General features: G+C 71.2%; 19 protein-coding genes. 12 read left to right on the plus strand and 7 right to left on the minus strand.

Features of this window, described 5'->3' with window-relative positions; all coding sequences use genetic code 11:
* The first annotated feature begins 11 nt into the window (after positions 1-11).
* Positions 12-1,892, plus strand: a complete 1,881-nt coding sequence (locus ACZ7L0_RS19190) for a glycoside hydrolase family 15 protein (protein ID WP_471243659.1) — start codon at positions 12-14, stop codon at positions 1,890-1,892.
* A 90-nt stretch (positions 1,893-1,982) separates the two neighbouring features.
* Positions 1,983-3,089, plus strand: coding sequence for an NAD(P)/FAD-dependent oxidoreductase (locus tag ACZ7L0_RS19195; RefSeq protein ID WP_471243660.1), 1,107 nt, complete (start codon positions 1,983-1,985; stop codon positions 3,087-3,089).
* A 19-nt stretch (positions 3,090-3,108) separates the two neighbouring features.
* Here ACZ7L0_RS19195 and ACZ7L0_RS19200 read toward each other — a convergent pair whose 3' ends face one another.
* Positions 3,109-3,882 (minus strand): polysaccharide deacetylase family protein, encoded by a 774-nt coding sequence (locus ACZ7L0_RS19200; RefSeq protein ID WP_471243661.1) that lies wholly within the window; start codon positions 3,880-3,882, stop codon positions 3,109-3,111.
* Positions 3,883-4,379: 497 nt separating this feature from the next.
* On the opposite strand from ACZ7L0_RS19200, the gene ACZ7L0_RS19205 reads away from it, so the two are divergent.
* Positions 4,380-5,294: a serine hydrolase gene (locus tag ACZ7L0_RS19205; RefSeq protein WP_471243662.1), complete on the plus strand. Its 915-nt coding sequence runs from the start codon at positions 4,380-4,382 to the stop codon at positions 5,292-5,294.
* A 33-nt stretch (positions 5,295-5,327) separates the two neighbouring features.
* On the opposite strand, the gene ACZ7L0_RS19210 is transcribed toward ACZ7L0_RS19205, so the two are convergent.
* The gene (locus ACZ7L0_RS19210) at positions 5,328-6,737 is read right to left on the minus strand and encodes an alpha/beta hydrolase family protein (protein ID WP_471243663.1); all 1,410 of its coding nucleotides are present in this window, start codon (positions 6,735-6,737) and stop codon (positions 5,328-5,330) included.
* 92 nt (positions 6,738-6,829) lie between these two features.
* Positions 6,830-7,399: a TMEM175 family protein gene (locus ACZ7L0_RS19215; RefSeq protein WP_471243664.1), complete on the minus strand. Its 570-nt coding sequence runs from the start codon at positions 7,397-7,399 to the stop codon at positions 6,830-6,832.
* 167 nt (positions 7,400-7,566) lie between these two features.
* Between ACZ7L0_RS19215 and ACZ7L0_RS19220 the strand changes: the two genes are divergently transcribed.
* Positions 7,567-7,848 (plus strand): hypothetical protein, encoded by a 282-nt coding sequence (locus ACZ7L0_RS19220; RefSeq protein ID WP_471243665.1) that lies wholly within the window; start codon positions 7,567-7,569, stop codon positions 7,846-7,848.
* Between the two features lie 72 nt (positions 7,849-7,920).
* Positions 7,921-8,097 carry a hypothetical protein gene (locus tag ACZ7L0_RS19225; RefSeq protein WP_471243666.1) on the plus strand — a complete coding sequence of 59 codons (177 nt, stop codon included), beginning with the start codon at positions 7,921-7,923 and terminating at the stop codon, positions 8,095-8,097.
* 13 nt (positions 8,098-8,110) lie between these two features.
* On the opposite strand, the gene ACZ7L0_RS19230 is transcribed toward ACZ7L0_RS19225, so the two are convergent.
* Entirely contained in the window at positions 8,111-9,781 is a 1,671-nt protein-coding gene (locus tag ACZ7L0_RS19230; RefSeq protein WP_471243667.1) for an FAD-dependent monooxygenase, read from the minus strand.
* A 446-nt stretch (positions 9,782-10,227) separates the two neighbouring features.
* Here ACZ7L0_RS19230 and ACZ7L0_RS19235 point away from each other — a divergent pair, with 446 nt between their 5' ends.
* Both ACZ7L0_RS19235 and ACZ7L0_RS19240 read left to right on the plus strand, forming a co-directional pair.
* Positions 10,228-10,425 (plus strand): hypothetical protein, encoded by a 198-nt coding sequence (locus ACZ7L0_RS19235; protein ID WP_471243668.1) that lies wholly within the window; start codon positions 10,228-10,230, stop codon positions 10,423-10,425.
* A gap of 153 nt (positions 10,426-10,578) precedes the next feature.
* On the plus strand, positions 10,579-11,268 hold the full coding sequence (locus tag ACZ7L0_RS19240) for a GAF and ANTAR domain-containing protein (protein WP_471243669.1): 690 nt from the start codon (positions 10,579-10,581) through the stop codon (positions 11,266-11,268).
* 430 nt (positions 11,269-11,698) lie between these two features.
* Here ACZ7L0_RS19240 and ACZ7L0_RS19245 read toward each other — a convergent pair whose 3' ends face one another.
* On the minus strand, positions 11,699-12,460 hold the full coding sequence (locus ACZ7L0_RS19245) for a ZIP family metal transporter (protein ID WP_471243670.1): 762 nt from the start codon (positions 12,458-12,460) through the stop codon (positions 11,699-11,701).
* A gap of 154 nt (positions 12,461-12,614) precedes the next feature.
* On the opposite strand from ACZ7L0_RS19245, the gene ACZ7L0_RS19250 reads away from it, so the two are divergent.
* Positions 12,615-12,785: a hydrophobic protein gene (locus ACZ7L0_RS19250; protein ID WP_471243671.1), complete on the plus strand. Its 171-nt coding sequence runs from the start codon at positions 12,615-12,617 to the stop codon at positions 12,783-12,785.
* A gap of 202 nt (positions 12,786-12,987) precedes the next feature.
* The gene (locus ACZ7L0_RS19255; protein ID WP_471243672.1) at positions 12,988-15,321 is read left to right on the plus strand and encodes a glycosyl hydrolase family 95 catalytic domain-containing protein; all 2,334 of its coding nucleotides are present in this window, start codon (positions 12,988-12,990) and stop codon (positions 15,319-15,321) included.
* 7 nt (positions 15,322-15,328) lie between these two features.
* Here the strand turns inward: ACZ7L0_RS19255 and ACZ7L0_RS19260 are convergent, their stop codons facing one another.
* On the minus strand, positions 15,329-16,438 hold the full coding sequence (locus ACZ7L0_RS19260) for a CapA family protein (protein WP_471243673.1): 1,110 nt from the start codon (positions 16,436-16,438) through the stop codon (positions 15,329-15,331).
* Between the two features lie 416 nt (positions 16,439-16,854).
* Between ACZ7L0_RS19260 and ACZ7L0_RS19265 the strand changes: the two genes are divergently transcribed.
* From ACZ7L0_RS19265 to ACZ7L0_RS19275, 3 genes are all read left to right on the plus strand, one after another.
* Entirely contained in the window at positions 16,855-17,112 is a 258-nt protein-coding gene (locus tag ACZ7L0_RS19265) for a carboxymuconolactone decarboxylase family protein (protein ID WP_471243674.1), read from the plus strand.
* Between the two features lie 29 nt (positions 17,113-17,141).
* A complete protein-coding gene (locus tag ACZ7L0_RS19270) occupies positions 17,142-17,573 on the plus strand; it encodes an ester cyclase (protein ID WP_471243675.1) in 432 nt (143 codons plus the stop codon).
* Positions 17,574-17,915: 342 nt separating this feature from the next.
* Positions 17,916-18,767 (plus strand): GNAT family N-acetyltransferase, encoded by an 852-nt coding sequence (locus ACZ7L0_RS19275; RefSeq protein WP_471243676.1) that lies wholly within the window; start codon positions 17,916-17,918, stop codon positions 18,765-18,767.
* 4 nt (positions 18,768-18,771) lie between these two features.
* Here the strand turns inward: ACZ7L0_RS19275 and ACZ7L0_RS19280 are convergent, their stop codons facing one another.
* Complete coding sequence (locus ACZ7L0_RS19280) at positions 18,772-19,905, minus strand: FAD-dependent oxidoreductase (RefSeq protein ID WP_471243677.1); 1,134 nt, start codon at positions 19,903-19,905, stop codon at positions 18,772-18,774.
* Positions 19,906-20,143: the final 238 nt, after the last annotated feature.

Here is a 20,143-nt window from a genome sequence, read left to right on the forward strand (position 1 = left end):
AGGAGACTGCTATGGACCGCTACCCGCCCATCGCCGACCACGGACTGCTCGGGGACCTCCAGACCGCCGCGCTGGTGACCTCCGCGGGGGTGATCGACTGGTTCGCCGCGCCGCGCTTCGACTCGCCCAGCGTCTTCGCGTCCCTGCTGGACCACGACGGCGGCGGGCACTTCCTGTTCGCGCCCGTCTCCGCCGAGGTGACGCGCCGCCAGCTCTACTATCCGGACACCGCCGTGGTCGTGACCCGCTTCATGTCCCCCGACGGGGTCGGCGAGGTCATCGACCACATGCCGGTCATCGAGTCCCGCAGCCCGTCCGACCGCCACTCGCTGGTGCGCGTCGTACGCACGGTGCGCGGCACCGTGCGCTTCGCCCTGGAGTGCCGCCCCCGCTTCGACTACGCCCGCGCCGACCACGAACTCGACGTGAGCGAAGGGACCGCCACGTTCCGGGCGCCCGGTACGACCGCGTATCTGCAGGCCACACTGCCGCTGGAGCGGGACGGCCGGGACGTGCGGGGCTCGGTCACCCTGCACGCGGGCCAGACGGCCGCCGCCGTGTTCACCGTGTGCGGCCCGGACGGCGCGCCGCCACCGCCGCCGACCGTGGACTGGCTCACCGAGGAGCTGTGGAACAACATCGACTTCTGGCAGCGCTGGGTGCGCACCTCCCGGTACCGCGGCCGGTGGCCGGACATGGTCAACCGTTCGGCCATCACGCTCAAACTGCTCACCTACGCCCCGAGCGGGGCCCCCGTCGCCGCGGCGACGATGGGACTGCCCGAACAGGTCGGCGGCGAGCGCAACTGGGACTACCGGTACACCTGGATCCGGGACGGCTCCCTGTCGGTCCGGGCCCTGCTCGACCTGGGATTCGCCGAGGAGGCCGCCCAGTTCGTCGGCTGGCTCGGCGACCGTCTGCGAGACCGCGACGGGGAGGCCGGGGAACCGCTGCAGATCATGTACCGGGTCGACGGGGACCCCCGGCTGACCGAGGAGATCCTCGAACACTTCGAGGGCTACCGCGGTTCCAGCCCGGTGCGCGCCGGCAACGCCGCCGCCGACCAGCTCCAGCTCGACATCTACGGCGAGGCCCTCTACGCCATGTCCCAGGGCTTCGAGGAGATCGGCCAGCAGGCCGGATACCACGGCTGGAAGGGCCTCGCGCGGCTGATCGACTGGCTCGCCGACCACTGGGACCGGCCCGACGAGGGCATCTGGGAGACCCGGGGCGGCCGCAAGGACTTCACCTACAGCCGCGTGATGTGCTGGGCGGCCTTCGACAACTGCCTGCGGCTCGCCGAACAGTTCCGGCGGCCCGCCAACAGCGAGCTGTGGACCCGGGCCCGCGACACCATCCTCGAACAGGTCATGGAGCGCGGCTGGAGCCAGAAGGAGCAGGCACTGGTCCAGCACTACGGCGGTGACGTCCTGGACGCCGCGATCCTGCTCGCCCCCCGGGTGCGGTTCATCGCCCCGCGCAGCCCGGGCTGGCTGTCCACCCTCGACGCCATCGACCAACGGCTGGTCTCCGACAGCCTGGTCTACCGCTACGACCCGGCCGCCTCCCCGGACGGACTGCGGGGCTCGGAGGGCACGTTCAGCCTGTGCACCTTCCTCTACGTCGATGCCCTCGCCCGGGCCGGCCGGCTCCCGCAGGCCCGCTACACCTTCGAGAAGATGCACACGTACGCCAACCACGTCGGGCTGTTCGCCGAGGAGATCGGCCCGAGCGGGGAGCAACTGGGCAATTTCCCGCAGGCCTTCACCCACCTGTCGCTCATCATGGCCGCGACGACCCTGGACGACGCCCTCGACCGCCTGATGGCCTCGTACACCGGCGTACGCGCCGTCACTTCACAGAACGCTCACAGAGCCTCGCCAAAGCTTTAGGTTTCAAGCGCTACGCTCGCCGGCAGTCGAGTGGCCGAGGGCGGCCCAACCGCCGCGGCGCTCGTTCCTCCCAGGCACAGGAGACTCGGTGTGCGTGACGGCGACGTAGTAGTGATCGGCGGCGGCTATGCCGGCGTCCGTCTGGCGAAGCGACTGGATACGACGGCGCGGGTCACGGTGGTGGATCGCAAGGAGGTGTTCTTCCACCGCATCGCGTCCCTGCGCGCCGGCGTCCATCCGGCGTGGACGACGACCCCCTTCATCCCGTACGACCGGCTGCTGCGCCATGGCCGGGTGGCCGTGGGCAAGGCGGTGCGCGTCGACACCGGCGAGCGGCAGGTCGTGCTGGCCACGGGGGAGCGGCTCCCGTACGACGTCGTGGTGATCGCCACCGGCGCCGACTACCCCGAACCGGCCCGCTTCACCGGCGTCACCACCGCGGAGGCGGTCAAGTCCTTCGCCGAGCACCAGCAGCAGATCGCCACCGCCGACCACGTCCTCGTCATCGGCGGCGGGCCCTCCGGTGTCGAACTCAGCGCCGAGATCCGCCTGGCCAGGCCGGACGCCCGGGTCACGCTCGCCCATGCCGGGCCGACGCTGCTGAACTCCACGGGCAGCCCGCGGGCGGGGCGCAAGGCACGCGCCTGGCTGGAGTCCCACGACGTGGAGGTGCGGCTGGACTCCTTCATGGCCCCCGGCAACGACTTCGGTACCTATCGCGACGCCCACGGCGGTGTCATCGCCGCCGATCTCTCCTTCTGGGCGACGGGCACCACCCCCAACACCCTCTGGCTGCGCCTGGCAGGCCACGGTGACTGGCTGAACGCGGCCGGGCACGTGAAGGTCGACCGTACGCTCCGGGTCGAGGGGCGGCTGGACGTCTTCGCGGTCGGCGACGTCAACGACGTCAGCGTGCTGAAGACGACTCCCGCCGCGCTGGCCCAGGCAGACCTCGCCGCCCACAACATCCGTACCTACCTGCAGAACGCCGGCCGGCATCGCAAAGAACCCCGGCTCTACCGGGCGATCCATCGCACCCCGCTCGTCGTGCCCTTCGGCTCGGCCGACGGGCTGACCGTGCTGCCCGTGCCCGGCGGCGAGACCGCGGTCCTCGGCAGCCGCACCACCACACTGGCCAAGGCGAAGACCCTCATGACCCCGTACATGCGACGCCAGCTCGGTTACACCGCGGCCTGAGGCGCGTCGGCGGCGGTGCTCAGCGCACCGGGAAGCCGAAGGAGTATCCCTGCTGCTTCAGCCACGGCAGCACCTCGCGCAGGGCGGCCACGGTCTGGGAGCGGTCGCCGCCCGCGTCGTGGAAGAGGACGGTCGGGCCGCCCGAGATCTCCCTCTGGACGGTGGCGACGATCTCGTTCGTGCCGGGCTTCTCGAAGTCCTTGGAATCGACGTTCCAGCCCAGCGGCCGCATCCCCCGGGAGGCGGCGAGTTGACGGCTGTACGGGGTGAACGCACCGCCGGGCGCCCGGTAGTAGAGCGGCCGGACACCCCCGGACGCCTTGGTGATCATGCGCTCGGCGTCCAGGATCTGCTGTGACTGGTACGCCTCGGACTTGGTGTCCATGGTCGTGTCGTGCGACACCGTGTGGTCGCACAGCCGGTGCCCGGCCGCCACCACCGCCTTGACCAGGTCGGGGTGCGCCTGGGCCTGGGTGCCCACCATGCAGAACGTGGCCTTCACACCGTTGTCCTTGAGTATCTGCAGCACCTGGGGCGTCCAGTTCGGGTCCGGTCCGTCGTCGATGGTGATGTTGACGCCCCGGGCGCCGTGGTCCGAGGCGTGGGCGATGTCCACGGACACCCGTTCGGGCTGCCGAGGCGAGGAGGCGGCCGAGGCGCCCGCTCGCGCGCGGCCCTCCGCGGCGGAGTCGGCCTGCGCGGTCCACACCGAGGTGGCGGCGGCCACAGCCGTCACTCCGATCGCCGCCGCGAGCACCCGACCGTGCCAACCGCGTCCGCCATGCTTCACCATGTCCGCCCCGTTCCTTGCCGTCTCCGTGGGTCTTCGTGCACCTGTCAGGACGGAGGAACGGGGCCTCGGGATCCGTCCGTTACGGATCACGGACAATTCCGCGGGGATTCCGCGACAGGCAACCCCCGGACGTAGTACGCCAACCGGGCGGGACCGCAGCCCCGCGCTGGTCGTGGGCCTGTGCGTCGCGATCACACTGGCTCCGGTGCTGCAGCGCGGGGCCTGGCTGTTTCCGATGCCGGGCACGCGCGCCGCGTGCCGCGAGCTCGGCCACGCAGCACATCCAGAGCCATACCGCCGTCGCCGACTGCCTGGCGGCCACCACGACCCTGTGGGGCGCGGGGCACGGGTGACGGCGGTCGGGCGAGAACCTGTGGTTCTCCCCACAATTCCGGCCCAATGCGCTCTTTCGTGGCATCGGTCACATCGCAGGACGGGTGTTCTGTCTACGTTCGCAGTTCCGTGCCCTCCCACACGAACCGCGAGGCCTCTTCACCATGCCGCACCGACCGTCCCACCGACCGTCCCCCCTGTCGCACCCGCGCAGGCGCACGACCCGCGCCAGGCTCACCGCGGGCCGCGTCGGTGTCCTCGCGGCCTCGGTGGCGACGCTCCTGTCGGCCGGCACGCTCGCCCCGGCACTGGCGGCCACGGCGCCGACGGGGCCCGACGCGGACCACTTCCGCGCACTGGTGCGGCCACAGGGGAAGGAGCGGGTGACGGCCGCGGTGCTCGACCTGGACGGCACGGGCCGGCAGCCCGTGGTGTACGGCGACGACTCGCCCTACGACACCGCGAGCATCGTCAAGGTCGACATCCTCGCCGCCGCGCTGCTCCAGGCACAGCACGCCGGACACGGTCTGACCGCGCGGGAGCGCGCCCGGGCGACGGCGATGATCGAGCGCAGCGACAACACGGCGGCGAACGCGCTGTGGCGGAGCATCGGCCGGGCGCCGGGCCTGGAGGCGGCGAACAAGCGGCTGGGACTGACCTCGACCACGGGCGGCCCCGGCGTCAGGTGGGGACTGACACGGACGACGGCCAGCGACCAGATACGGCTGCTGCGCGCGGTGTTCGACACCGCCCCGGCCGCACGCGCTACCCCCGCGGCGCTCAGTGAGTCCTCCCGGACCTACATCCGCACCCTGATGGCCCGCGTCGTGGGCGAGCAGGCATGGGGCGTCTCGGCCGCCGGAGGCTCCGGGTGGGCCCTGAAGAACGGCTGGCTGCAGCGCGACACGACCGGCCTGTGGGACGTCAACAGCGTCGGACAGGTCACGACCGGGGGACACCACTACCTCGTCGCGGTCCTCTCGGACGGCAGCACCTCCATGAAGGACGGCATCTCGCTGGTGGAACGCGCGGTCCGCGCGGCGGTCCCCCCGGCGGTCCCCCCGGCGACCGCGCACTGACGCCACACCCGTGCCCCGGCCCCGTCCCGCCGCTCAGCGTCCCGGCAACGTCTCCTGCAGCCAGTCGAAGACGACCTCGCAGTGCTGCTGCGGGGCCATCGGGGAGCAGTGCAACTGCGCGCCGGTGGCGGCGCTGAGCTTCACGTAGTCCTTCGGGGAGGTCAGCTTGTCGTACATCTGGCGCGGCTGCCCGGGATAGAACTGCTCGTCGTCGTAGTCCAGGACCAGGGTGGGCGTCTTGATGCGACCGACGACGTTCGTGAGGTCGAGCGACTCGACGAGCTTGGCCGGGGTGTAGAAGTCGGTGAACATCTTCCCCTCGCGGGCGGCGAGCATCGCCGGCACGGAGAACGGTTCGAACCGCTTCCTCAGCGTCGCGGCCTCGGCCGGAGACAGCTCGGGAACGACCTCGGTGTTCCAGATGTCGTTCGTCTCCTCCTTGTCCGGGGTGAGGATCTCCCGGATCTGCGCGGGGAAACCCAGCCAGGGCCTCAGCACGCCGGGCATCGCCACCAGAGCGGCGATCCTGTTCTCGTAGGCGGCGGCGCGCGGCGCCAGCTCCCCTCCCATGCTCAGCCCGGTCAGGGCGATCCGGTCGGTGTCCACGTCGGAACGGGCGGCCAGCCAGTCGACGAGGGGAGTCACCACCGTCTCCCAGCGCGGCGTGAAGACGGCACGGTTCACGAAGAGCAGCTGGCCCTGGCCCGGTCCGTCGTACACGAGGGCGTTCCAGCCACGCTCCAGGGCGGCCGACACACCGTAGGTCCACATGTCGACGTTCTGCCCGTCGCTGCCGTTGGTGAGGATCACGGTGGGGCGTCGCTCGTCGGAGCCGGCCGGCCGGAAGAACCAGACCGGAAGCGGCGTGTTCCCGTACGGAACGTTCGCCGTCACCGGGGCCGGGTCGCACAGTTTGCAGAACGTGTCCCACGCGCCGCGCGCGGACTTGTACAGCTGCTCCTCGTCGCCGGGGGCGTCCGAGCCCAGGACGAAGAACAGCGCCTGGCTGTAGTACTGCGATGCCCGCAGCGCACTGAAGCGTGTGGTCTGCGGCCCGGGCTTGTCGCCCTCGGGCGCCTTCGACAGCCGGCCCGCCAGCTTCCGGAAGGTCTCCACATAGGTCTGCGCGGAGAGCCCGGCCTTGTTGATCGCGTTCACCGCGGTGAGCACCTCGCCCACCTCACCGGCACCCTGGCCGGACCCGCCGAGGGCGAGCAGCGCGTTGAAGTTGAAACCCGGGTCGTCGAAGAGGGCCATCACCCCGGGCGTGGCGGCGTCCGCGGAGCCGGTGGCCGACCGCGTGGGACTCGGGGCGGTCCCTTGCGCGGAGGTGTCCCCCAGGGCCGTACAGCCGGCCGCCAGCACGGAACCGGCGCCGACGAAGAGCCCGGTCAGCGCCGTGCGCCGGGTGCAGGCGGCGGCGTCCTTCGGTAGATGCGTCATATCAGCCGACCGTAGGAGCGGTGTCCCGCGCATCCCGTTGACCACACCGGCGATTCCCCCGAACAGCCGCCCCCCGGCCCGCACGGCTCTGATCAGGGCCGTTCGCGGGCACGCGCGGCCATCCGGTCGGCCGCCACCGACAGCGGCACACTGGCGGCCCAGCTGTAGACGGCGGCGAGGGGCGAGACGCGCGCGATCCCCACCGAGGCCAGGAACACGGCCGCCTGGGCAGGGAGCGGGACGCAGCGCCAGGTCGCCCCCGCCGCACGGCTGACGTGCAGGTCGAGCCCGTACAGCACCAGTGCGGCAGCGCCGATGACAGCCCCGTACAGACCGGGACCGAGGAAACGGTCGCCGTAGTTCTCCAGGACATGGGTGGGAAACGGGATCAAGGACACCAGCACCAGGAACGCGACGTTGAGCCAGAACACGTACGGGTCGATGTGCTCCAGGTTCCGCACCGCCGCATGGTGGGCCCGCCAGAACAGCGCGATCACCACCGCGCTCAGCACGAAGGCGCCCACCTGGGACTGGACCGCGTCCAGGGCCCGGCGCAGTTCGGCCCCCTCCAGACCGTCCGGCAGCTCGATGTCCAGCACGAGCAGCGTCATGGCGATGGCCATCACACCGTCGGTGAGGGCGAGCATCCTGTCCTTCGTCACGACATCCGCATCGGGCCGCACTCGTCGTGGCTCCGCGCTTGTGTTCATGGCACCCGTGGTAGCAGCCCCGACCCCGCGCGGGCGGGCAACGACGCGCGGGCGCGGCAGAGCCCCGAGCCGCGGCCGGGTCGCCCGCCCCGGCCGCCTGTGCCGCCTACCATGGAGGCATGGGCGAGATCGTCGTCGTGTACGAGGTCGACAGGCCGGTGGGCAAGCACTCCTCCCCGGATGCGCCGGGCGATGAGCAACAGCCCGTCCGCAGGGTGCACGCGGCGCCCGCTGCCCCGGGAGCGCCCTTCGCCAGGGGACCGCGCACCCTCTGCGGCAAGGACACCTTCGCCATGCGAACGGCCCTCTGGAGGCCCTCCGAACACCCCGCGGCGCCCTGGTACTCCGCGCAGTACGCGTCCGTGGTGTGCCCGGAATGCGATGCCGTGATGGAGCCCTGACCGGCCGGCGGCCCTCGCTCCTGCCGCGGCCGAGGAGGACCATGGGAGCTGAACGGAAAAGGGAGGCCTGCCATGAAGACCCAAGCCTCGGACTACGACACCTGGCTGTACTCACACACCCCCTCCCAGGCCGAGGGCGAGCGCGACGACCCGACCGAGCGCTCGGCCGTGGAGCAGCACCCGGACGTCCCCAGGACCGAGCCGTCCCAGGCGGAGGGCGAGCGGATGGACGACACCAGGACCGCCTGACCGCCGGTGGGCCTCACAGCGCCGCGAGGTAGCCGGAGAGGGCCCTCGCGGCGTCGGCGAGGGGGAAGCGCGGGCCGAGGTACCCGTCCGGGCGGACGACGAAGCCGGTCGGTCCGTCGGGGCGATAGAGCCGGGCGAACTCTCCGGCGGTGTCGCGGTAGCCGGGCACGGCCAGGCTGTCGGGAGCGGCCGGCGCGGTGTCGCGGCCGAGGACGGCGACGGTCTGCCAGCCGGTCCCGGCGGTTGCGGCGGCCGCGGCCAGATCGTGCGGGCCGGCCGCGTACAGGAGCAGCACATGCTCCGTTCGGCCGCGCAGGATGTCGAGCAGACGGAGCGGATAGGCCGCGACGGGTGCGGTCAGCCCGGCGCAGTCCGGGGCCCGGTCACCGGGCTGGGGCCCGTCGGCGGGCCCGCGGGTGCCGCCGGCGAGCGGACCGCCCCGGTAGCCGACGAGCAGCTGGGCCTCACGCAGCAGCAGGGTCCGCGGGTCCTCGGGGTCGCTCTCGATGCCCTGCGTGGCGTGCCGTACGGTCCGGCCGACGACCTCCTCGCCGACCGGGCGGCGCTCGGCGTCGTAGCTGGCGAGCAGGGCGGGCCCCGCCTCGCCCCGGATGGCGAGGGCGAGCTTCCAGGCCAGGTTGCAGGCGTCCTGGATGCCCGTGTTCATGCCCTGGGCGCCGGTGGGCGGGTGGATGTGGGCCGCGTCGCCCGCGACGAAGACGCGTCCGTCGCCGTAGCGGTCGACGATGCGGTGACTGATACGGAAGACGGAGGACCACCGCAACTTCGAGAGAACGGCCGGCCTGGGCGCGAGGCGGTCGACGACGGCCTGGAAGTGGGACAGTTCCGGACCCCGGCCGCCCTCCAGGCCGTGCTCCACCCCCTCGCCCGGTGCGGGCCCCCGGTCACTCGCCCGGGTGGAGAGCTCGGGGGGTACCAGCATCGACATGCGGTAGCGGCCCGTACCGGGCAGCGGGATGCAGACCAGGAGATCGTCGGTCGAACCGTCGTCGGCGCGATGGCTGGAGCGCAGGACGTATCCGTGCGGCAGATCCCAGTCGGCCTCGACGTCACCCAGCATGTACTCCTCCGTGAAGGCCGCCCCCTCGAAGCCGAGGCCCAGCCCCTTGCGTACGACGCTGTGCGCGCCGTCGCAGCCGATCAGATAGCCGGCCCGCAGCTCCTCCTCCGTGCCGGAGGCGGTGCGCAGCCGGGCGGTGACCCCGTCCCGGTCCTGCGTGAACGACAGCAGTTCGGTGCCGCGTTCGATGGCCGTGCCCAGGCCGGCGACGTACTCCTCCAGCAGGCGCTCCGTCTCGTACTGCGGCAGCGCGGCGAACGCGTAGGGCACCTCGGGGGGCAGGGTGAGGTCGATCCGCGCCCGTTCCCGGCCGTTGACGTAGATCAGCTGGCCGCGCACCAGTGCGGCGGACTCCAGGACGGTGCGGGCCAGGCCCATCCGGTCCCAGAGCTCCAGGGTGCGCGGCTGGATGCCGACCGCCTTGGCGTACGGCAGGCGGGCCGGCAGCCGGTCGACGAGTCGGCAGCGCACTTGGTGGCGGCGGAGCTCGGCGGCCGCACTCAGGCCGACCGGGCCGGCGCCCGCGATCAGTACGTCGGTTGTCAGGTCGTGCGCCACGGGCGTCTCCCAGTGCCTGGCCCCCGGACCGGTCCCGTACTCCATGGTCACCCGACGGCACACGGGCGGCGAGCCGGGCCCGCGGGCCGAGGGGCCGGGCCCGTGCGCATCCGGTCCGGTGCCGAAAATCCGGTAAACCTGCACACCGTGCACCGACCGGTCGTGGGAACCCGGACAGTCGTCGTGACCGTGCCGGGGCCCGACGGCTTTTGCGGGTGAGTGTCCGCCCCGGGAGGCGACGGCGGACGTCGCGCGTGTACCGGCGCGGCAGGCCATGTGAAGGAGCCCGCGTATTCGGTCACCGCGCTGTCACGCCGGTGAAGACGGAATCAGCGGTGCGTCCCGATCGGGCCTCTCGCGGCTGGCCGTCCCAATTACCGGCGTGCTTTGATCCTGCGCGTGGCCGAGTCGCCGACAACGTCTCCCGGCAGCGGGAATCGAGAAAGCGAACTCCGCCACGGAGAAATGCCTATGCGAAGGGAATCCGCGTTATGAACCTTGCCCCCCAGATCGAGACTGCCCAGATCTCCGACGCCGACCTGGACGACGTCTCCGGTGGCCTCGCGGGCGGCGGCTCCGGCGGTTTCTTCCTCGAGACGCCGATCGCGGACGTGTGCGCCGACGTCCTGGCCGTTGCCTCGACCGAGGGTCTCGCGGCGGGCGCCGGCGTCCACGCCGCCGCTCACTGACGACGACGTCCGACCGCCATGGGCCCGGGATCACCTGATCCCGGGCCCATGGCGGTCGTCCGCTCCGCATACGTGCGTTTCCGAATTCGCCCGAGGTTCACGTGCAAGGGTGGGGGAGGGGTGCACCGGATTGCCGAGTGGCGGAGGGACGGCATGAACTGGGCTCGCTTCGCGGAGCAGATGGCGTCGATGGCACGGGATCTGCTGGCACAGGAATCGGTCGCGACCACGCTGGAACGGATCACCGCCTCGGCCACCGAACTGGTGGAGGGCTGCCACGCGGCCGGCATCCTCGTGCTGCACGGCAGGAAGGTGGAAACGCTCGCCCCCACCGACACGCTGGTCATCGACAGCGACAGGCTGCAGGAGCGGCTGGCGGAAGGACCGTGCTTCGACGCCGCCCGTACGTCCGAGGGCGAGCGCGTCTTCCGCATCGCGGACTTCACTCGGGAGCAGCCGCGCTGGCCCGCCTACGCTCCGCGGGCCAGCGTTCTCGGTGTGGGCAGCATGATGGGCTTTCTGCTGTTCACCGAGGACGAGGACCTCGGTGCGCTCAATCTGTACTCCCGTGAGCCCGGCGCCTTCACCGAGGCCAGTGAGATGGCGGGCTGGCTGTTGGCCTCCCATGCCGCGGTCGCCTTCTCCAGCGCCCGTGCCCACGCCCAGATGGAGCGGGCGGTCGCCACCCGGCACATCATCGGGGAGGCCATGGGCATCCTCATGGGCAGCCACCACCTCACCGAGGAACAGGCCTTCGACGTGCTGCGTCGATTCTCCCAGGAGAACAACGTCAAACTCCGCGAGGTCGCCCGCCGGGTGTGCGAACAGGGCGACCTTTCCTGACCGTGGCGGCGGGCGGGGACAACCCCAGGACGGATCCGGGGGACTGCCCCGATGATCTCCGTACCGGGAAACGGTGAGATCTCCTCCGGAGGACGGGCGGCAGCGGCCCCATGCCGCCGCGGGACCGGTGTGGACCGGGGCGTGGGGGACAGCCGTGCAGCGGCCCGTCGTCCAACACGTACGGCACCACACCGCTGCGGGTCACCGCCGCGACCGTCGGCCGGTCCGCCGGTGACGCCCAGGTCTGGCCGGACAGCGTGCGTGAGCTGACGTTCGGGGGAGGCTGATCCGCGCCGCCCACGGCTATGTCTTCCAGGACGGCCTCCACCCCGATGAGGCCGGGTTCCACGCCATCGCCTCGGCCGTGGCCTTGACGCCCTCTGAGAGTCCGACCGGTCGCACCGGCCGGCGGCGGGCCCTGAGCGTGCGCTCATGCGTGGGAAAGGGCGAAGGAGACCAGAAAGCCGGTCACGGTGATCAGCCCGATGGCCAGGTGCGCGTCTTCGAAGGCCTCCGGGATCATCGTGTCGGCGATCATGGCGAGGATCGCCCCGGCGGCGACCGCGGTCACCGCGGCGATCACGGCGGGGGAGAAGGCGCCGACCACCGTGTACCCGAGGACGGCCGACGCGGTGCTCGCGGCGGCGATCGCGCCCCAGACGCCGAAGACGTAACCCCGGGTGCGGCCGGCCTTCTTCATCCCGGCCGAACTGGACAGCCCTTCCGGGACGTTGCTGATGAACACCGCAGCCACCGTCACCAGGCTGACCGCGCCACCGTCGAGCAGGCTGACCCCGATCACCGCCGACTCCGGCACCCCGTCGAGCAGCGCGCCCAGCGCCAGCGCCGTCCCGGATCCGCCCTGCTCCGCCTCAGACGGCTGCGCCTGTTCCGGATGGTGGCCCGAACGTCCCCGATGCCGGGCGCCCCGGCGGGCCAGCCACACATTGCCCCCGGTGTAGGCCAGCGCGCCGATCAGCGTGCCCGTGGCCGCGGGGGCGAGTCCCGCCTGGTCGTACGCTTCGCCCACCAGCTCGAAGGAGACGGCGGACAACAACACCCCGGCACCGAAGGCCATCACGGTCGCGATCACCTTCTGCGGCACCCGCGCCCCGTACCCCACCGCGGCACCGAGCAGCAGCGCAGAGCCCGCCAGAAGCCCCCACAGTCCTGCCTGTATCACTTCAGCCATGCTCGCCCGTCTACCCTGTCGGCGTCACTTCAGGGACGCGTACGAGTTTGTGTCAAGCCGTCAGAGTTCCCGTAGAAGCGGTGAAGAAAACAAGGTGAATCGAGCGTGTGTTCTTCCGTTCGCCGGGCACCAGGAGCGTCGGAGGTTGATAACTATGGTTCCCCTGCTTCTCGTTCTTCTGCTGGCTCTGGTTCTCTTCGGCGCGGGCTTCGCCCTGAAGGCGCTGTGGTGGATCGCCGTGATCGTCCTGGCCGTCTGGTTGCTGGGCTTCGTGGTCCGAACCGCGGATAGCGGCGGCCGAAGGGGCCGCTGGTATCGCTGGTAACCGTCAAGCGGTTCAGAACTGGCCTGGGGGCCCCGGACACGTCCGGGGCCCCCAGGCCAGTTCGGTGACGTGTGCTCCATGCCCCGGGATTGATGAAGTCAATACATCGGATCTCTCCCGTCCTGTTGACGCACAGCAGGCTCTTTTCTACGTTGCATCACGGGATAACTCCGATGAATTGACGAGCCCGCCTGGAGGTAACGTGTCCAGCCCCTCCGTGCCCAGTCCGTCCAGACGCACCGTCCTCGCCACCGGATCAGCCCTGGGCGGCGCACTGCTGGCGTCGGGCCTGCCCGCGCCGGCGAGGGCGGCGGACCGCGTCGAGGGCGCCGCGCAGTCCTCCGACCCCTGGCGCGCCGTCCTCGACGACGCCGACCTGGTCTGGCAGCGGATGCCGCAAACCTGGTACGAGGGACCGTTCCTCGGCAACGGCTTCCTCGGCTCCGGGATCTACGCCGAGCCGGGCGCCCCGACGACGGCCGTGCGCTTCAACGTCCAGCACTCCGAAGTGCAGGACCACCGTCCCGAGTTCGGCTCCCTCTTCGGTCTGGCCCGGCTGCCGATCGGGTACTTCACACTGCAGCCCGTGGGCGCGATCACCGGCCTCGACTGGCGGCTGGCGCTGCACGACGCCGAACTGACCGGCACGCTCACCACCGACCGAGGCACCCTGGCCCTGCGCGCCCTGGTCCACAACGACCGCTCGGTCCTGGCCGTGGAGGTGACGCCGAGCGAGGGCGAGCGCGACTTCCGATGGGTGTTCCACCCGGCGGACGCGATCAGTCCGCGGGCCGCCTTCAAACCACTGCCGGACGGCTACCAGGGCAACCCGCCCGCCGAGGTCGCCGACCACGACGGTGCGACCGCCGCCGTGCAGCCCCTGCTGGCGGGCGGACAGCACGTCACCGCGTGGCGCGAGCGCACCAGAGGCCGGACACGGACGCTGTACGTCCACGTCGCGCACTCCCACCCGCAGGCCACGGCCCTGGCACGGGCGCTGAAGACCGTCCGCGCCACCTCCCGACTTCCTTACCCCGCCCTGGCGGTGACCCACCGCGCCTGGTGGCACGCCTACTACCGCAAGAGCTTCCTCTCCCTGCCCGACCCCCGTATCCAGCGCTTCTACTGGATCCAGCTGTACAAGGCCGCCTCCGCCGCCCGCCGCGACGCCCCCGTGATGGCGACGAGCGGCCCCTGGCTGGAACCCACCCCGTGGCCCAACACCTGGTGGAACCTGAACGCGCAGCTGGAGTACTGGCTCATCCACGGCTCCAACCACCTCGAACTCGACGCGATCACCCGGGCGCTGAGCGAATTCCGGGACAACCTCGCCAAGGAGGTCGCGCCGCAGTACCGCGCCGACTCGCTCGGCATCCCCCGCACCACCGACCCCCATCTGGTCAACGGCGCGGCCGGCACCCTCACCGGCTACGGCGTGGGCATCCCCGGCCAGGACCCGCCGACACCGGAAGTCGGCGACCTCACCTGGGCGTTGCACAACGTCTGGCTGAGTTACCGGCACACGATGAACGAGTCCGTCCTCCGTGACGTCCTCTTCCCCCTCCTCCGTAAGGCGATCAACTACTACCTGCACTTCCTGGAGCCGGGCCCGGACGGGAAACTGCACCTGCCCGCCACCTTCTCCCCGGAGTACGGCGGCGACTCGCGCGACTGCAACTACGACCTGATGCTCCTGACCTGGGGCTGCCGCACCCTTCTCGAATCCGCCCAACTGCTCGGCATTCGCGATGAGCTGGCGCCGCGCTGGCGCGAGGTGCTGGCGAAGCGGGTGCCGTACCCGACGGACGAGAACGGCTTCATGATCGGCGCGGACATCCCCTTCGCGAAGTCCCACCGCCACTACTCGCATCTCCTCGCGGTCTACCCGCTGTACGAGGTGACCGGCCGCACCCCCGACGAACGCGCCCTGATCGAGAAGTCCCTGGCGCACTGGGTGGGCTTCGAGGGCGCCCTCCAGGGCTACACCTTCACCGGCGCCGCCTCGATGTCGGCGCTGCTCGGCAAGGGCGAGGACGCGCTGAAGTACCTCGGCGAGCTGATGACCCGTTTCATCCAGCCCAACACCATGTACAAGGAGTCGGGCCCGGTCATCGAGACACCGCTGTCGGCGGCCCAGTCACTGCACGACATGGTGTGCCAGTCGTGGGGTGGGATCATCCGCGTGTTCCCCGCCCTGCCCGCCGCCTGGGCGGACCTGACCGTGCACGACTTCCGTACACACGGCGCCTTCCTGCTGAGCGCGGTCCGCCGGGGCGGCACCACCCGCTGGGTGCGACTGGTCAGCGAGGCGGGCGCGCCCTGCGTCGTACGGCACGGCATCACGGGGCCGGTCGACGTACGGGACGGGCGGGGCCGGCCCCTGCGGTACGCCGACGCCGGGGACGGCGCGATCCGGGTCACCCTGGGCGAGGGCGAGTCGGTGCTGATCACGGGCGCGGGAGACCGCCCCGACCTGACCGTCACGCCCGTACGCCCGAACGGGGACGCGCCCCGCTGGGGGCTGCCCAGCCGGTGAGGCGCGCTCATGACCGGAGGACCAGAGTGCCGTCCGGCTCGTGGACGACGCGCGACCCGAAGTCGTGGCTCACGCGGTCCAGAACGGTCCGCAGCCACTCGGCGTCATCCTGCGAAGCGCGCAGCAGCCGCATCCGCCGTGCCTGGAAGGGCACCATCCGTACGGCGGCCGGTGCGCCGCTGTCCGGATCGACGGTGACGAGGAACAGCAACCGCAGGTCGTCCCGGTACCGTTCGTAGCCGCCGATCCCCTCGTAGTCGTCGACGAAGTCGCCGCAGCCGTACAGGACCGGCCTGCCCCGGTACACCTCCACCGGGCGCGGGTGGTGCGAGGAGTGGCCGTGCACGATGTCCGCTCCGCCGTCGACGAGTGCGTGAGCGAAGCGGACCTCGGCGCGGGAGACGCCGTACCCCCAGTTCGCCCCCCAGTGAATCGACACGACCGCGATGTCGCCCGGTCGCTTCACCTGCCGCAGACGACCGGTGATCCCGGCCGCGGCGGCGTCGGACGGCTCGGCCACGTAGTCCACACCGCCGCGCTCGCCGGTCGCGGCCCACCCCCGCGGGATGCCGCTGGACGGCGTCCCGCACGAGAACACCAGCACCCGGCCCCCGCCGTCGACCGGGACCACCGCCGGCCGCCTCGCCTCGGCCCTGTCCCGGCCCGCCCCCGCTGTCCTCAGCCGCGCGCCGGCCAGGGCGTCGAGCGTCTCGTCGAGTCCGCTGCGCCCGAAGTCCAGTACATGGTTGTTGGCCAGAACGCAGACGTCGGGGCGGGCGGCGGCCAGGCACGGCAGGTTCGCGGGGCTCATCCGGTAGTGGACCGCCTTTCCGGGCGCGAACCGGCCGTCCCCCGTGACACTGGTCTCCAGATTGACGATCCGGGCGTCGGGCGCGGCCTCGTCGAGGACCCGCAGCGCCTCGCCCCAGGGCCAGGAGAACCCGGCCGGCCGGGGAATCTCCCCGTTCACCGCCTCGGCCATCTCGACATACGCACGGGCGTCACGCACATACGTCTCCCGCAGCGCCGGGTTTCCGGGATGCGGAAGGATCTGATCGACACCCCGGCCCAGCATCACGTCACCGCACAGGAACAAGGTGACGGGGCCACCGCGCATGCTCCCAGCCTAGGCGGGTCCGGCCGGCACCGTCGCACACAGCCGCGCGCCGAGGTGCGGCACGCGCGGTGAACTGTGCGGTTGGCGCGGCGCCTCACATTCCCGGGTGCTGTGTTGTCGGACTGGTGAGACACCACCCGGCAATGACTCTGGAAGGGGAACCTCTCCATGTCCACGTCCACGACGACCGAGCAGGACGGCATCAAGTCGCGGCTGCCCAACCTCAACCAGGCTTTCCCCGAGCTGGCGGCACTGTCCGGAGCGCTGCGCAAGGCCATTGGGGACGGTCAGGTTCCGAAGACCACCATCGGCCTGGTGACGCTGCGCGCCGCGCAGATCGTCGGCAGCACCTACCACACCGTCCGGCTCACCAACGAGCTCCGCAAGGCCGGGAACCGGAGGAGCGCATCACCGCCTTGGCGACATGGCAGAGCGCCCCCTACTTCACCGACGCCGAACGGGTTGCGCTGGAGCTCGCGGAGGCCGTCTTCACACCCAGCCCGTTCGCGGATCGCGTCTCCGACGAGCTGTTCGCGCGGGCATCCGCCCACTACGACGACACGGCGCTCTGGACGCTCACCATGGCGATCGGCCACCTCTGCCTGTTCATCCCCGTCGCTCTCATCGGCAAGCCGATCCCCGGCAGGCCGTTCGGGAAGAACTACCACGCGTAACGCCCACCGGCTCCTCGAGGAGAAATCCGATGTCGACACTCACGGAAACCAACAAAGCCACGTTCAGCCGCTTCCATGACGCCGTCAACAGCGGCGACGCGGAAGTCATCGCGAAGACGATCGACGAGGTCGTCGAGCCGGACATGCTGTTCCACGCGCCAGTGCCGATGGAAACCACGGGGGCACAGGCACTCAAGCAAGTGTGGGCGGTGCTCCTTCGCGCGTTCCCCGACATCCGAGTGGAAGTCGAGGATGTGATCGCGGAGGGGGACAAGATCGTCTTCCGGAACACGGTTACCGGGACCCACCGGGGCGAGTACAGGGGCCTGCCGCCGACCGGCAAATCCGTCACCTACCAGGAGATCTTCATCATCCGTTTCACGGGCGGCCGAATCGCTGAGATCTGGGGAGTCGTCGACGTCTTCTCACAGATGCGGCAACTCGGCGCCATTCCGGCCTAGGGCCTGCCCGGCGGATCATGCCGCAGACGCGGGGCTTGGCACGCCCACCTGCGGCGTTGTCGTCGTTTGCCGACTCCCCCACGCTCGGCTTCGCTCGCGCGGGGGGACCCCCATCGCGTCGACGCCCTCCTCCGCCTTGCAGCTGGACGCTCCCCTTCGAATGCGCTCGCGGGGGGGACCCCCATCGCCCCGCTCACCAGCGCCGATGAGGCGCCGCCCGTGTCCTGCGACCTGATCCGCCGGACAGGCCCCAGCGGCGGGCGGGGCGGCGGCAGGACCCCGGGTCCTGCCCGTCTCCGGGCGAGTGCTCCTCGGCGTCGAGTACATCAGGGACCATGAAGCATGCGTCCGGATGACTGGCAACTCACCGAAGACTTCGACGAGTTTCTCGCCCGAGCCGGAGACTTCCTGCGCTCGCGCCCCGCCCTGCACACCACTCCGCTGACGGTGATCGAGAGACTGCGAACACGCGGGGTGGACGCGTACGGCGCCGAAGCCCCCGTCTTCGGCCGGCTGGAGCGAGGGGGCGAGGTCCGCGCCATCTTCTTCCGCCTTCCGTCCCATCGCCTGACCCTCACCCCCCTGTCCCTCGAACATGCCGACACTCTCGCCGCCCGCCTGGCCGACCTGGGCCGCCCCCTCTCCGGCGTCACCGCGGACCATGACACCGCCACCGCTTTCGCCGAGACATGGCAGCGGCACACCGGCGCAACGCCGGTGAAGAGCTGGCGGGGCCGTCTTTATCGGCTCGGCACGCTCACCCCACCGGAGCCGGTCCCGGAGGGCCGGGCGCGCGTGGTGGACGACCGTGAGCAACTCATCCGCTGGTGCGGTGAGTTCGCCGCCGCCGTCGGAGAGGCGCCCCCCATGGACGCCGGCTCCTGGGCCGACTCCCGCTTCGCCGACAAGCACTTCACGTTCTGGGAGACCCCGGACGGCACTGCGGTTTCCATGGCGGGCTCGACCTCGATGGTCGGCGGCATGGTCCGGGTGGACCCCGTCTACACCCCGGCCCACCTCCGGGGCCGCGGCTACGCGGGCGCCGTGACCGTCGAGGTGAGCGGAGCCGCGCTGACGGCGGGCGCGACGGACGTCGTACTGTTCACGAACCCGGCCAACCCCACCAGCAACGCCCTCTACCAGCGCATCGGATACGTCCCGGTCACCGACTTCACCGGGTACAGCTTCTCCTGACGACTCATCGGTTCTGCTCGCCTTCCGCGAACGCGGTGATCAGGCCGTGGGGTGCGTCGTCGCCGAAGAGGAGTCCGTGGAGCTGGTTGCCATCGACGGCGGCTTCGGTGCCGCGGGGGAACATGGCCTGCTCGTACTCGGTGAGGGCTGCTTCGACGTCGTCGGGGTGCGCGGCGATGGCCTTGCCGAGTTCGGCGCCGTCGTATAGGGCCAGGTTGGCGCCTTCGCCGTTCGGGACCGAGAGGTGGGCGGCGTCGCCGAGCAGGGTCACTCCCGGCACCCGATCCCACCGGTGCCCGGCCGGCAGGGCGTGGAGGGGGCGCAGGACCGGCGCGGTGTCGCAGTCGGTGATCAGCGCGGTGAGTTCCGGAGCCCAGCCGTCGAACTCCTGCGCGATCCGCGCGGTGGCCGCGGCGGCATCGGTGAAATCGACGGCGGCGAACCAGTCCTGCGGCTCGGTGAGCGCCACGTAGGTGTGCAGGGTGCCGCCCTTCTCCCGGTGAGCCTGGATCCCCTTGCCCGGCGCGAGCGCGAGCAATGCCCCGCCGCCGACCGCCTTCGCGGCGGCAGGGTGCCGGGTGTCGCCGTCGAACAGGTAGGTCTCGACGAACGACATGCCGACGTATTCGGGGGTGGCGTCGGAGAGCAGAGGCCGAACCCGTGACCACGCGCCGTCCGCGCCGACCAGCAGGCTCGTGACGACGGTGCCGCCGTCGGCGAAGGCCACCTCGTGGCGGCCCTCGCCGAGGGCACGGGTGCCGCTGACCTTGTGGCCCCACCGGACCGTGCCGGCCGGGAGCGAGTCGAGCAGGATCTGGCGCAGCTCGCCGCGCTGCACCTCGGGGCGTCCCCCCGTGCCGTCGTCGGGTTCGTCGACCAGGACGGTCCCGTCCCGGTCGAGGATCCGCATCGCCTGGCGGCCCTCCAGGACGAGGTCGCGGAACTCGTCGATCAGGCCCGCCGCCCGCAGAGCCGGTTGGCCGTTGTAGTCGTGGATGTCGAGCATCCCGCCCTGCGCGCGAGCCGTCGGTGAGGCCTCCGCCTCGTAGACCGTGGCCGTGATGCCGTGGACGTGGAGGACGCGGGCGAGAGTCAGTCCTCCGAGCCCGGCGCCGATGATCGTGACGTCAGTGGTCATGGTGATTCCTTGTATGTCGCACGCCTGCCGGATGGGCACCCGGCGGGATCTACGGAAAGGTCCCAGACCACGCCGACAGGCCGCCGACATCGGACCGACAGCCCCCGACAGATGACCGACACCGGTGAACGCCTGGCGGACGAACAGGTCCTGGTCGAGCACCATGTCCTCACCCGTGCCCGCCGCGGGATGCGTGATCATGGTTGCTGCGGAAGGATCGACTGGGGTGGTCGGCGCT

The sequence above is a fragment of the Streptomyces sp. NPDC039424 genome (assembly GCF_055639495.1).